This window comes from Streptomyces sp. NPDC039736 (genome assembly GCF_055596485.1).
Genome location: NZ_JBVIUQ010000003.1, coordinates 408,699 through 422,014, shown reverse-complemented (window position 1 = coordinate 422,014; position 13,316 = coordinate 408,699). Strand labels below are relative to the sequence as shown.

Here is a 13,316-nt window from a genome sequence, read left to right as displayed (position 1 = left end):
GGGGTCAGGTGCGGCGCTTGCGGCGCTTGCGGCGCTTGTGGCGGCTGGGACGACGGGGCTGACGCCGCGGCCGTACGGGGGCGGCCGTCGGCGAGGCGGCATCGGGCTCGGCCGTGGGCTCGGGATCGGGTTCCGGTTCGGGGTCCCGGCCCGGTACGGCGACCACCACGAGGGCCTCGCGCAGCACCTCGCGGTCCGCGTAGAAGCCGGTCACCCGTTCCTCCAGGACCGTGTCGGCGGGCACGGACGCGCGGGGCTCCCTGGCCACCACGCGCGAGATGCTCGGCACCGCCCTGCTCCCGACCAGGTCCATCGGCTCGACCCCGGCGGCGAGGAGACCCCGGCGCAGGACCCGGTGCGCGGCCCCGAGCTGCTCCTCCAGGAGTCCGGGCCCGGCCTGCGCCGTTCCCGGGCGGCCCGTTCCGTCCGTTCCGTTCGCCTCGTCCGCCGTGGTGCGCCGTACGGCGTCGGCCAGGATGTCGTCGACCTCCAGGAGACCTTCGAGGAGGTCGCGCAGCGTGCGTTCCACCGCGGCGCGCTTCTTCTCGAGGGCCTGCGCGCGGAAGGTCAACTGCTGGACGCGGCGGTCCTGTTCGGTGGGCAGCGCCCGTGCCGGGGACTCGGGCCCCCGGGGCGAGGAGTGTTCCGGGGAGGAGGAGTGTTCCGAGGGGGAGGCGGGCGGGGTCACGAATCGCTCCTGGGGAACGGGCCGAACCGGTCGGGTTCCGGCATCAGCGGGGGCAGGTCGTCCACCAGGTGCCGGGCCGCCTCCAGGACCAGGGAGGTCAGCTCCTCCTCCGACAGCGAACCCAGCAGCGGGGTGAGGAGGGCTGCCTTCAGCCGGCCGCTCGGCCTGGCGAGCGCGTTGGCCGCGCGTGACACGTCGCCGCGCCGCTTCGGATCCGCCATCCCCTTCAGCCGTGCCGCCCTGACGGCCCCGGCGTCGGCCCCCGGAGCGAGGCCGAGCACGTCGTACGGGGTGGGGCCGAAGGCGGCGGGCCCGCCCTCGTCGGGCGGGCGGGGGGCGCGGGGCGGGTTCGGCTGTGCTGTCATCGCGGGATCACACGCCTTCGGGAGGGTCGACTTCGGGGGTGTCCTGCTTTCTCGGCCGGGCGCGCCCCTGGACGGCCCGGGCGGCTTCGGAGTCCCGCTCCGCCCCCGCCGGGTCGCCCGCCCGGCGCCGCCGCATCGCGCGCAACCGGTAGGCGTGCACCAGGATCTCGTGGAACTCCGTCAGGTCCCCCTCCGCACCCGTGCAGCGTTCCCGCAGCGCGATGATCTCGTCGTACGCGCTCCGTGCCAGCAGCGCGCTCGCCCACTTGGCCAGGACGTCGGGGAGGCCGGTGTTCTCTTCGAGCGGGTGGTACGAGAGGGACAGCCACAGGGTCTCCGCGTGCGCGCGAAGGCTCGGCTCGTCATAGGCCCGGTACGGTCGCCGCTCACGCCACAGCCCGCGCGCCACGTCGACTTCCGGGGACTGGCCGGAGAACCGCGTGTCCGGGTGGCCGGTCAGTCGGGACGCGGCCTCCCGCATCACGGCCAGGGCCTTGTCGCGGCGGCCCGCGCGGGCGAGGCCCAGGGCCTCCTGGTGCAGGGCCTCGGCGATCAGCCACTTCACGGAGCCGACCCCGGACGGCACGTTCCGTGCCCCCGCTCCCGCGTCCACCGGTGCCGTGCCGGTCGCCGTGCCGGTCGCCGGGCGGGACGGCGGCGGGGGCGGCGCGGGGGCCGGGGGCGCGGGCGGGGCGCCGGGCGCTCGTGCGGTCCTGGCCAGGCCGGCTCTCGCCTGGGGGTCCTCGGGGGACAGCTCCCGGGCGCGCCGGTAGCGTCGTTCCGCTTCCTCCCGGTGGCCGCGCCTCTCGGCCTGTTCGGCGAGACGGAGCGAGACGGCGGTCAGGTTGCGCCTCAACTCCCGGTCGCCCGGGGCCAGCCGGAGCCCCCGCTCCAGGAAGCCCGCCTGCGCGTGCCCTTCCTTGACCTGCCCGCGCACGGTGGTCCCGGCCCCCACGGCGGCCCGGCAGATCTCGTCGGCGTACCGGGTCACGTCCTGCCCCGCCCGCAGCGCCTCCTCGAAGTCGCCCAGCGACTGCGACCACCGTCTGCCGCGGGCGTGCTCCCCGGCCCGCCGGGCATGGGCGGCGCCGAGGAACCTCAGGGCGGCGGCCTCGTCATCCGCTTCCGTACGGCCCGGGCGCGAGCGGCCGGACCCGGCCCGGGTCCCGCTGCGCGCCGCCGCCGCCCGGACCCGCCAGTCCGGGCGGGTCTCCTCGACCGCGTCGATCACCTCCTGCCAGCGCCCCTCCCGCAGCAGGGTCGCCAGCACCGCGTCCGGGCCGAAGAGTTCCGCCGGCACGAGACCTCCCTGCCCGGCCGGCCGCGTGCGAGGCATGGCGTCCCGGAGTTCCCGCACGCGCCGGCTCCAGTTCGCGCCGAGTGCCCCGACCTCGTCCAGGTAGAGCGGCCCGCAGAAGAAGCCCGGGGCGGCGGGAGCGGGGGCGTCCCGCGCGGGAAGCGCGGCCCAGCGGCTCGCGGCCTCGCACTCCAGCCGCCACCTCAGCTCCAGCGACCGGTGGGGGGCGGTTCCCCCGGCCCGGTCCTGGTCGCGGCAGAGCTGCGTGATCCGGCTGCGCAGGGTGTCGACGGCGGTCGCCCAGACGCCGTCCTCGAAGTCCTCCCCGCACACCTCCCGCATGGCGGTGCGACAGGCGGGCGAGTGCAGTGCGGCGGCCCAGCAGGTCACGCTCTGCCGGGTGGCCGCGAGGCGGTCGTCCCGGTCGAGGGGGGCGCCGGAGGCCAGCAGACGGAGCGCGGCGACCCCGAGGCCGTGGGCCGACGCGAGGTCGAACGGCCGGGTCCGCCAGATCGCGAGCCAGTGCCGCCACGCGCCCAGGTGGTTGCCTGCCGCGGTGAGGCGGCGCGCCGTACCGGCGGAGGACTGGCCGTACAGGGCGGACGCGTGGCCCTGGATGTCACGGGCGGTGGGGCGTCCGACGCGCTCCCACTCGGGGTAGCCGCCGCGGGTGAGGGCCCGGTGGAGGGCGAGGGTGCACACGTGCTGGCGGGAGGTGCGGTGCGCGGGGGGCGGGGGCGCGGCGCGGGTGCCGTACGGGAAGAAGGCGCTGACGAGTGAGTCGGTCTCGGCGCGGTCGGCGGGCGCGAGGCCGCGCAGCAGTTCGCTCGCCGCCGACGGGTCGTCGGGGCGTGCCCAGGACCGCAGTACGCGCACGGCCTCCGCGGTCCGTGCGGTGAGGACGGCCGCCTGGGCCAGGTTGGTCAGCGCGAGGTTCAGGCAGGGGAGGCAGCGGTGCGCCCCGTCGCCGTGGCGCACGCCGTGGGCGAAGCAGCAGCCCCCGCCGCACTGGCCGCAGCGGGAGGCGGCCACGCTGCCGCAGTCCGCGACGGAGCACGGACCCGAGACCTGGAGGGTGAGCCGGGCGTCGTGAGGGGCGAGGGAGGCGAGGTACCAGTCGTAGCAACGCCCCCAGTCGCGGACCCGGGCGGCGAGCGCCCCGTGGAGGGCCGCGTGCGCTGCCGCGCGGTGTGCGGGCACCGGTCCGTCCCGGTCGAGCAGGCGCAGATGGCCGACGGCCGCGGCGAAGTCCTCGCGCGCGTACGCGGCGACGGCCTTCCCGAAGGCGCCGGCAGCGGCCCGCTCGTCCCCTCCGGCGGCGGCGCCGGAGTGCTGTGATGTCACTGTGCTCCCCCGACACAGGCAACGGATCAGCGCGGTGGGGGCCCGGGAGGCGTCGCTGAGGCAGACGGCACCCTGGGCTCTGCGCACGCAGGCGAAGCATACGTCCTGACGAGGCGCGGAGTAAGGCCGATCTTCTCCGTGCGGGAGGCCCCGCTGAGGCGTGCTTCGCCCGCCAGGCCGCGGGAGGGGTGCCCGGTGAGGTGAGGTTGGCGCACCTGTCGCGCCGGTGCGCACCGGAGGTCTGCGGCCCGCGCACGTGTTCCGCCCCTGCCGGTGCGTACCGGAGGACTGCGGCCCGCGCACACGTCCCGCTCCCGGGACACGGGGTGACGGGCCGTCAGCGGCCCGCCTTGCGTTTGTTCCAGATGTCGAAGCCGACCGCGGCGAGCAGGACGAGGCCCTTGATGACCTGCTGGTAGTCGGTGCCGATGCCGACCAGCGACATGCCGTTGTTGAGGACGCCCAGCACCAGGCCGCCGATGACGGCGCCCATGACCGTGCCGACGCCGCCGCTCATCGACGCGCCGCCGATGAACGAGGCGGCGATGGCTTCGAGTTCGAAGTTCAGGCCGGCCTGCGGGGTGCCCGCGTTGAGGCGTGCCGCGTAGACGCAGCCCGCGAGGGCGGCCAGGACGCCCATGTTCACGAAGACCAGGAAGACGACGCGCTTGTCCTTGACGCCGGACAGCTTCGCCGCGGCCTTGTTGCCGCCGAGCGCGTAGACGTGACGTCCGATGACCGCGTTGCGCATCACGTACCCCAGCCCGATGAGCAGCGCGCACATGATCAGCATGACGACGGGGACGCCGTGGAAGCTGGCGAGCGTGAGGGTGAACGCGATCACGGCGGCGGCGATGGCGACGCACTTGGCGATCCACAGGCTCTTCGGCACGACCTCCAGTGCGTACGCCGACTCGCGCCTGCGGTCGCGGACTTCGCGGTACAGGAGCACGACGAGGGCCAGCGCGCCGAGGACCAGGGTCGGGTTGTGGTACTGGGTGTACGGGCCCATCTCCGGAATGAAGCCCTTGGCGATGTTCTGGAAGCCCTCGGGGAACGGGGCCAGGGACTGGCCCTCCAGGACGATCTGGGTCAGGCCCCGGAACAGCAGCATTCCGGCGAGCGTCACGATGAACGACGGAATGCCGACGTACGCGATGAAGAAGCCCTGCCAGGCGCCCGCGACGGCCCCGATGAGCAGGGACAGGGCCAGGGCGAGGACCCAGGGCATGTCCTGTTTGACCATCATCACGGCGGACATCGCGCCGACGAAGGCGACCAGCGAGCCGACCGAGAGGTCGATGTGCCCGGCGATGATGACGATCATCATGCCGATGGCCAGGATGAGGATGTAGCCGTTCTGCTGGATCAGGTTGGAGACGTTGTTGGGCAGGAGCAGCGTGCCGCCGGTCCAGATCTGGAAGAGGACGACGATGAACAGCAGGGCGACGAGCATGCCGTACTGGCGCATGTTCGTGCGCATGCTGTCGAGGAGGGCGGTGAGGGCGGCCGGACGTCCGGACGGCGGCCCGGCCGGTGCGTCCTCGCGCAGGGGAGTGGCAGTGGTCATGGCGGGCCTCAGCTCCGATTCTTCGTCTGCGTCATGTGGCGCATCAGCGTTTCCTGGGTGGCGTCCGCGCGGGACACCTCGCCGGTCAGCCGGCCCTCGGCCATCGTGTAGATCCGGTCGCACATGCCGAGGAGTTCCGGCAGCTCCGAGGAGATGAACAGGACCGCCTTGCCCGCTGCCGCGAGCCGGTCGATCACCGTGTAGATCTCGAACTTCGCGCCGACGTCGATCCCGCGCGTCGGCTCGTCCAGGATCAGCACCTCGGGGTCGGCGTGGATCCAGCGGCTCAGCACCACCTTCTGCTGATTGCCGCCGGACAGCCGCCCGACCTGCTCGAAGACCGTGGGGGACTTGATGTTCATGGAACGGCGGTAGCCCTCGGCGACCTGCCGCTCGTGGTGCTCGTCGACCACGCCGCGCCGCCGCATCCCGGGCAGGGAGGCCAGGGAGATGTTGCGGTTGATGTTGTCGATGAGGTTGAGGCCGTACTGCTTGCGGTCCTCGGTGACGTACGCCAGGCCCGCCCCGATCGCCGCCGGAACGGTGCGTACGTCGGCCTCCCGGCCCCCGACCTCGACGCGCCCGGCGACGTAACGCCCGTAGGAGCGCCCGAAGACCGACATGGCCAGTTCGGTGCGGCCCGCGCCCATCAGGCCCGCGATGCCGACGATCTCGCCCCGCCGGACGGTCAGGGAGACGTCGTCGACCACGAGGCGCTGCTGGTCCACCGGGTGGCGGACGGTCCAGCCGCTGACGGCCAGCGCGGTGCTGCCCGCGTCCTCGCCCCGGTACGTGCTGCGCTCGGGGAAGCGGTGGTCCAGGTCCCGGCCGACCATCGAGCGGATGATCCGGTCCTCGGCCAACTCGGCGGCTGAGCCGATGGACTGACGTACCGTCAGGGACTCGATGGTGCGGCCGTCGCGCAGCACCGTCACCGTGTCGGCGATGCGGCGGATCTCGCCCAGCTTGTGGGAGATGACGATGCAGGCGATGCCCTGCTCGCGCAGCTCCAGGATCAGGTCGAGCAGCTTCGCGCTGTCCTCGTCGTTCAGCGCCGCCGTCGGCTCGTCGAGGATGAGCAGCCTCACCTCCTTGGCGAGCGCCTTCGCGATCTCCACGAGCTGCTGCTTGCCCACGCCGATGTCGGCGATCGGGGTCTGCGGCTTGTCGGGCAGGCCCACCCGCTTGAGCAGGACGCCCGCGCGGCGCAGGGTGTCGTTCCAGTCGACGAAGCCCCGCTTGAGGAACCGCCGTCCGCCGCCGGTCTGCTCATTGCCGAGGAAGATGTTCTCGGCGATCGAGAGATGGGGGACGAGAGCCAGCTCCTGGTGGATGATCACGATGCCGCGCTGCTCGCTGGCTCGGATGTCCCTGAACGCCACCGGCTCGCCCTCGAAGAGGATCTCGCCCTCGTAGGAGCCGTGCGGGTGGACCCCGCTCAGCACCTTCATCAGGGTCGACTTCCCGGCGCCGTTCTCGCCGCAGATCGCGTGGATCTCGGCGTCGCGGACGGTCAGGCTGACCTCGGAGAGGGCCGTGACGCCGGGGAAGGTCTTGGTGATGCCGCGCATCTCCAGCACGGGACGGGCCGCCGCCGGAGCCTTCACCGGAGCTGTCCCGCCGTGAAGTACCCCTCGTCCACCAGGAGTTGCGTGTTCGACTTGTCGATGCTCACCGGCTTCAGCAGGTACGACGGCACGACCTTCTTGCCGTTGTCGTAGTCGGTGGTGTTGTTGACCTGCGGTTTCTTGCCGTTCAGTACGGCGTCGCTCATGGCGACCGCCTGCGCGGCCAGCTTGCGGGTGTCCTTGTAGACGGTCTGCGTCTGCTCGCCGCCGATGATGGACTTGACCGACGCCAGTTCCGCGTCCTGCCCGGTCACCACGGGCAGCGGCTGGCTCCTCGTACCGTAACCGGCGCTCTTGAGGGCGGAGATGATGCCGATCGAGATGCCGTCGTAGGGGGAGAGCACCGCGTCCACGCGCTGGTCGCCGTAGTTCTTGCTGATCAGGTCGTCCATCCGCTTCTGGGCGGTGCCGCCGTCCCAGTCCAGGGTGGTGGCCTGGTTCATCTTCGTCTGGCCGCTGCGGACCACGAGCTGACCACTCGTCAGGTACGGCTGGAGGACCTTCAGGGCCCCGTTCCAGAAGTACTTGGTGTTGTTGTCGTTGGGGGAGCCCGCGAAGAGCTCGATGTTGTGCTTCTTCGCGTCCGGGTCCTTCGACGGGGCGCCCAGCTTCAGCTTGCCGACGATGTAGGTGGCCATCAGCTCGCCGACCCGCTCGTTGTCGAAGGACGCGTAGTAGTCGACGTTCGGGGTGCCCAGGATGAGCCGGTCGTAGCTGATCACGGGAATGCCCGCGTCGTGTGCGCGCTGGAGCACCTCGGTCAGCGCCGAGCCGTCGATCGCGGCGACCACCAGCAGCTTGCGCCCCTTGGTGATCATGTTCTCGAGCTGGGCGATCTGGTTCTCGACCTTGTTGTCGCCGTACTGGAGGTCGGTCCGGTAGCCGGCCTTCTGGAACTGCTTCGCCATGTTCTGGCCGTCGGCGATCCAGCGTTCGGACGCCTTGGTGGGCATCGCGAGCCCGATCGTGCCGCCCTTGCCGGTGTCCGGCCGGTAGCGGCTGCCGCCCCGCGCCTCCTGGCCGCAGGCGGTGACCGTGCTGAGCAGGAGGGCGGCGAGGGCGAAGGAGATGAGGGGTCCTGTGGTGCGGTTGTTGCGCATATGGCTACTTCTCCTCTGACGAGAGGGTTGCGTCGACGGGCCCGCCCGGCGCGGTGAACCGGCGCAGCGCCCCCGGCAGCCGTGCGCCCAGCGGCGACATCCCGCCGTCGGCGCCGTGCCGGGCCAGCAGGTCGAGCACCAGCCGCCCGCGCCGGACGCGTTCGCGCGCCGAGGCGAGCGCGGTGTCCCGGAGCTGCGCGCCGTAAGGGTAGATGCCGGGGGAGCGGCTGAGCCCGAACTTCAGGTAGAGCGGAGCGCCGCGCCGGATCAGCTCGGCGACCTCGTACATCCGGACGTAGCCGCCGAGGTCGTCCGGCGCCTCGACGTACATGTCCATGGGCGCGGCGCTGACCCGGCGGATCTCGGTGAGATGGCCGAGGGTGAGGTCGGAGGGCACGTTGAGGGAGTCCGCGCCGAGCTGCTCGTAGACGGCGTACGACGCGGGGTTGACCGGGCCGGTCAGCGCGGACAGCTTGAAGGTGACGTCGGCGGGCAGGACCGAGGCGGCGCGCATCCGGTGCAGGCTCCACAGCACGCCCTCGTCGGCGACGAGCAGGCAGCGCACCCCCAGCTCCGTCGCCCGTACGGCGTCCTCGACGCATCCGGCGAGCGCGTCGTGGCCCCGGGCGCGCAGTCCGCCGCCGCCGGAGTCGCTGCGGGTGGAGCCGCCGATGTCCCAGGTGCCGCGCGGGCCGGTGAACAGGCACAGCTCGATGCCGCGCGCCGCGCACGCCTCGGCCATCTCGGTGATCTCGGCGTCGGTGAGCATCCAGACGCCGGACCCCTGGCTGATCCGGTGCACCGGAACGTCCAGGGCGGCGCTCTCCTTCAGCACGGCGGCGAGCGCTTCGGGCCCCTCGACCGAGGGGATCTCGGTGCGCCAGGTGCCGCCGTCGGGGAAGGCGTGCGGGGAGGCGTCGGCGGGGTCGACGGCGGGGAAGGGATGCCCTATCCGGGCGAGCGCGTGGGCGCCGGGGCGGCGGGGGGAGTCGGTTGCGGGGGGCACAGGGGGCATGGTGCTCCGTAAGTAGCGTTCGGGATGTCGAACAACGGTCGGGGAAGTGGTCACGAGGCACTGCCGAAGCGAGGCATGGGGCGGAGAGTAGCCCCGGAGCGCCGAGGAAGGGATGCGGACGGCGTGAAGCGATCGTGCAGGGGGCAATTGGGGGGCGGGGTGCCCTGAAGGGGACCGCAGGGGCGGCGGGCAGGCGTGCCCCCGCGCGGTCGGCGGCCCGGCGGCCCGGCGGCGCTACGGCCTCAGCAGCACCTTCCCGGTCGCGGGGTCGCCCCCGCCCACCAGCGCGATCGCCTCCCCGAACCGCTCCAGCGGGAACTCGTGCGTGATCAGCGGCCCCGGATCCAGCAGCCCGAGCCCGAACGCCCGCACCGCCTGCGACCAGGCCGACGACGGCGCTCCGAACACACTGCGCACCTCCAACTGGCTCAGCGAGAGGTGCACCGGGTCGATCCCCGCCGCACCCGGCGCGAACATCCCCGTGAGCACCACCCGCCCGCCCCGCCGGGCCAGCAGACAGGACTCGGCGGCCGTGGTCGGCGCGCCCGCCGTCTCGACCACCAGGTCGAAGTGCCCGTACGCCGACCGGGCTTCGTCCGGCGTCAGCGCCCGCGTCGCGCCGAACCTCCGCGCCTGCTCGCCGCGCGGGGCCCGGGGGTCGACCACCGTCAGCTCCGCGGGCGAGAACGCCGCGAGCAGTTGTACGGCGAGCAGCCCGAGGGTGCCCGCGCCCACCACCGCGATCCGCCCGCCGGGGCCCGGCCGGCCGCACCGTACGGCTGCCGCGACGACCGCGGCGGGCTCCAGGAGGGCCGCCGCGCGCAGGTCGGCGTCGTCCGCCAGCAGGTGCAGCAGCCGCGCGGGCACGGTGAGGTGGTCGGCGAAGGCCCCCGGCTCGGTGAAGCCGGTCTCCGCGTACCCGCTGGTGCACAGGCTCGTCTCGCCGCACCGGCAGCGCTCGCACGCACCGCAGGACCTGAACCCCTCGGCCACGGTCCGGCGGCCGGTCAGCGCGGGGTCGACGCCGGGCCCGACCGCCGCCACGGTGCCGGACCACTCGTGCCCCGGCACCAGCGGATAGCGCACGAAGCCGGGGTCGCGGTGGCCGTCGTACACCTCGCGGTCGCTCAGGCAGAGCCCGGCGGCGGCGACCTCGATCAGCACCTCGCCGGGACCGGGCTCCGGCAGCTCGCCTGCCACCAGGCGGTGCTCCCCCGGCCGGTCGACGACGACGGAGCGGCTGCGGGCAGCTTTGGGGCTCACTTGGGCGCCCTCTTCTCCCAGCCCTCGGCCCACAGGTCGAACCGCGCCTGCTGCTGCGGGAACTCGGCCGCCGCGTCCACGTCCAGCTCCACGCCGAGCCCGGGGGCGTACGAGATCTCGAAGCAGCCCGTTTCCGGGTCCACCCGCGGAGCACCCCTGACGACCTTCTTGATCTCGGCGTCGGCGAAGTCGTTGAAGTGTTCCAGGACCTTGAAGTTCGGGGTGGTGAAGCCGACCTGGAGGGAGGCCGCCGTCAGGACCGGGCCGCCGACGTTGTGCGGGGCGATCAGCGTGTAGTGCGTCTCGGCGGTCGCGGCCAGCTTGCGGGTCTCCGCGATGCCGCCGATGTGGCCCAGGTCCGGCTGGATGATGTCGGCGGCCTGCGACTCGAACAGTTCGCGGAACTCGATGCGGTCGTGGATGCGCTCGCCCGTCGCGATCGGCATGTCCACCTTCGCGGCGACCTTCTGGAGCGCCTTGAGGTTCTCCGGCGGCACCGGCTCCTCCAGCCACGCGGGCCGGAAGGGGGCCATCTCCCTGGCGAGGCGCACCGCCGTGGACGGGCTGAAGCGGCCGTGCATCTCCAGCATGAGCTCGGCGTCCGGGCCGATCGCGTCCCGTACCGCCTCGATCAGCGAGACCGCGTACCGGCTCTGCTCGGCGTCGAGTTCGAGGTGCCCGGTCCCGAACGGGTCGATCTTCAGGGCGCGGTAGCCGCGCTCCATCACCCCGCGCGCCGCCTTGTGGTACGCCTCCGGGGTGCGCTCGGTGGTGTACCAGCCGTTGGCGTACGCCTTGACGCGGTCGGTGACCTTTCCGCCGAGCAACTGCCAGACCGGGACGCCGAGCGCCTTGCCCTTGATGTCCCAGCAGGCCATCTCGACGCACGCGATGCCGGACATGACGATCTCGCCGGCCCGGCCGTAGTCGCCGTACTTCATCCGGCGCACCAGGGCCTCGGTGTCGAAGGGGTCCGCGCCGACGACGTGGTGGGGGGCGGCCTCGTTCAGATAGCCGATCAGGGCGTCGGTGTGCCCGAGCATCCGGGTCTCGCCGATGCCGGTGAGGCCCTCGTCGGTGTGCACGAGGACGTAGGTGAGGTTGCGCCAGGGGGTCCCGACGACATGGGTGGTGATGCCCGTGATGCGCACGGAAGTTGCTCCTTCTGAGCCGGGGCTCCGAGCCGGAGAGGGAACGTCTGGGATGTTCGATATTTCGACACACGTTCGAAATGTTGGCGTGACCGTAGCCAGCGGCCCGGAAGGTGTCAATGGGTGGCGCGGGAAACCCCGGAGACGCCGCCCGGCCATTGCCCGCCGCGGCCCCCGGGGCTACTGTGCGTTCGTCATACCGGTCAGCGGCCGGAATCTCGAACACTCAAGACGCGGAGAGTGGGTGGACGGCCATGGGGCGCCATGTTCCCGCAGTGACCAGAGCACTGGACATACTCGAACTGTTCCTGGAGGGCGACGGCACGCTCTCCGCCCCCGACATCACCCGCAGGCTGAACCTGCCCCGCACCACCGTCCACGAACTCGTCACCACCCTCGCCGCCCGCAACTACCTGGTGACCGTCCCCGAGCAGCCGGGCCGCTACCGACTGGGCGTGCGCACCCACCAGTTGGGCAGCCGGTACGCCGAGCAGCTCGACCTCGCGGCCGAGGGCCGGCGGGTGGCCCGCGAGGTCGCCGAGACCTGTGACGAGACCGTGCACGTCGCCGTGCTCGAAGACACCGACGTCATCTACATCGCGAAGGTCGACTCCACCCACGCGGTCCGCATGGTCTCCGCCGCGGGCCGCAAGCTCCCCGCGCACTGCACCGCCGTCGGCAAGATGCTGCTCGCCTCCCTGCCCGAGGCCGAACTGCGCTCCCGCGTCGACGGCCGGGAACTCGTCGCGATGACCCCGCACAGCATCACCGACCCCGCAGCGCTCCAACAGGCCCTCGCCGCGATCCGCGCGCGCGGCCTGGCCACCGAGCACCGCGAGTCCAACCCCGACGTGAGCTGCGTCGCCGCCCCGGTGCGCGACAGCACCGGACGGGTGGTCGCCGCACTGTCGGTGTCCGTCCCGATGATCCGCTGGACCGAGCAACGCGGGGCGGAGCTGGCCGAGTTGGCCGCCAAGGGCGCCGCCGACCTCTCGCTGCGGCTCGGCCACCGGGGCCGTCCCGCATGAGGCCGCGTACGGAAGGGGGCTCCCGCGTGGAGGTCGCGGTACGCGAACACGCGGTACTCGGCGAGGGCCCCACCTGGGACCCGGCCGCCGGCCGGCTGATCTGGGTCGACATCCTCGGCTCCCGCGTCCACACCTACGCCCCCGGCACCGGCCGCCGCACCGTCATGGCCACCGAGCAGCACGTGGGCGCCGCGAAGCCGACCACCGACGGCGGGCTGGTCGTCAACCTCCGGGACGGCGTGGGGAGTTACGGCCCCGACGGGACCTTCCGCTGGCTCCTGCACGATCCCGTGCCCGGCCGGCGCGGCAACGACGCGGCGGTCGCCCCGGACGGCTCCCTCTGGGCCGGCACCATGCGCTACGACGAGGCGCCCGGCGGCGGGCACCTGGTCCGCGTCGACGCCGCCACCGCCGAACCCACCGCGCTCTTCCCCTCCGTGACCGTCAGCAACGGCATCGGCTGGTGCCCGCTGAGCCCCCGCGTCTACTACGTGGACAGCCCCACCCTGCGCGTCGACGTGTGCGACGTGGCGGACCACCTCCCCGTCAACCGGCGGCCGTTCGTCGAGATCGAACCCGGCGCCGGATTCCCCGACGGCCTCACCGTCGACGCCGAGGGCTGCGTCTGGGTCGCCCTCTGGGACGGCGGCCAGCTCCGCCGCTACACCCCCGACGGCCGCCTCGACCGCACGGTCCGCCTCCCCGTGCCCCGCCCCACGGCCTGCGCCTTCGGCGGCCCGGACCTGCGCGACCTCTACGTCACCACCGCCCGCTCCGCCCGGCGTCCCGCACACCCGCTGGCGGGCTCGCTGCTCGTCCTGCCGGACGCGGGCCGGGGACTGCCGTCCCCGGCCTTCGGCGGGTGAG

General features: G+C 73.1%; 11 protein-coding genes. 2 read left to right on the top strand and 9 right to left on the bottom strand.

Features of this window, described 5'->3' with window-relative positions:
* Positions 1–4: 4 nt before the first annotated feature.
* The 9 genes from grpE to ACZ56L_RS11285 all read right to left on the bottom strand — a co-directional run bounded on the left by grpE (position 5) and on the right by ACZ56L_RS11285 (position 11,421).
* Positions 5–688 carry a nucleotide exchange factor GrpE gene (grpE, locus tag ACZ56L_RS11325; RefSeq protein WP_471063338.1) on the bottom strand — a complete coding sequence of 228 codons (684 nt, stop codon included), beginning with the start codon at positions 686–688 and terminating at the stop codon, positions 5–7.
* Entirely contained in the window at positions 685–1,053 is a 369-nt protein-coding gene (locus ACZ56L_RS11320; protein ID WP_471063336.1) for a hypothetical protein, read from the bottom strand. The genes grpE and ACZ56L_RS11320 overlap by 4 nt, the downstream gene beginning before the upstream one ends.
* A gap of 7 nt (positions 1,054–1,060) precedes the next feature.
* The gene (locus tag ACZ56L_RS11315) at positions 1,061–3,694 is read right to left on the bottom strand and encodes a hypothetical protein (protein WP_471063334.1); all 2,634 of its coding nucleotides are present in this window, start codon (positions 3,692–3,694) and stop codon (positions 1,061–1,063) included.
* A gap of 337 nt (positions 3,695–4,031) precedes the next feature.
* Entirely contained in the window at positions 4,032–5,264 is a 1,233-nt protein-coding gene (mmsB, locus tag ACZ56L_RS11310; protein ID WP_345227794.1) for a multiple monosaccharide ABC transporter permease, read from the bottom strand.
* An 8-nt stretch (positions 5,265–5,272) separates the two neighbouring features.
* Positions 5,273–6,835 carry a multiple monosaccharide ABC transporter ATP-binding protein gene (gene mmsA, locus ACZ56L_RS11305; protein WP_401764104.1) on the bottom strand — a complete coding sequence of 521 codons (1,563 nt, stop codon included), beginning with the start codon at positions 6,833–6,835 and terminating at the stop codon, positions 5,273–5,275.
* Positions 6,836–6,867: 32 nt separating this feature from the next.
* Entirely contained in the window at positions 6,868–7,992 is a 1,125-nt protein-coding gene (chvE, locus tag ACZ56L_RS11300) for a multiple monosaccharide ABC transporter substrate-binding protein (RefSeq protein ID WP_471063331.1), read from the bottom strand.
* A 4-nt stretch (positions 7,993–7,996) separates the two neighbouring features.
* On the bottom strand, positions 7,997–8,998 hold the full coding sequence (locus ACZ56L_RS11295) for a hypothetical protein (protein WP_345227799.1): 1,002 nt from the start codon (positions 8,996–8,998) through the stop codon (positions 7,997–7,999).
* A gap of 243 nt (positions 8,999–9,241) precedes the next feature.
* Positions 9,242–10,270, bottom strand: a complete 1,029-nt coding sequence (locus ACZ56L_RS11290; protein ID WP_401763886.1) for a zinc-dependent alcohol dehydrogenase — start codon at positions 10,268–10,270, stop codon at positions 9,242–9,244.
* A complete protein-coding gene (locus ACZ56L_RS11285; protein WP_471063329.1) occupies positions 10,267–11,421 on the bottom strand; it encodes a mandelate racemase/muconate lactonizing enzyme family protein in 1,155 nt (384 codons plus the stop codon). Before ACZ56L_RS11285 ends, ACZ56L_RS11290 begins: the two co-directional genes overlap by 4 nt.
* 254 nt (positions 11,422–11,675) lie before the next feature.
* Between ACZ56L_RS11285 and ACZ56L_RS11280 the strand changes: the two genes are divergently transcribed.
* Both ACZ56L_RS11280 and ACZ56L_RS11275 read left to right on the top strand, forming a co-directional pair.
* On the top strand, positions 11,676–12,449 hold the full coding sequence (locus tag ACZ56L_RS11280; RefSeq protein WP_468687086.1) for an IclR family transcriptional regulator: 774 nt from the start codon (positions 11,676–11,678) through the stop codon (positions 12,447–12,449).
* Positions 12,446–13,315: an SMP-30/gluconolactonase/LRE family protein gene (locus ACZ56L_RS11275; RefSeq protein ID WP_471063327.1), complete on the top strand. Its 870-nt coding sequence runs from the start codon at positions 12,446–12,448 to the stop codon at positions 13,313–13,315. The genes ACZ56L_RS11280 and ACZ56L_RS11275 overlap by 4 nt, the downstream gene beginning before the upstream one ends.
* Position 13,316 lies beyond the last annotated feature (1 nt).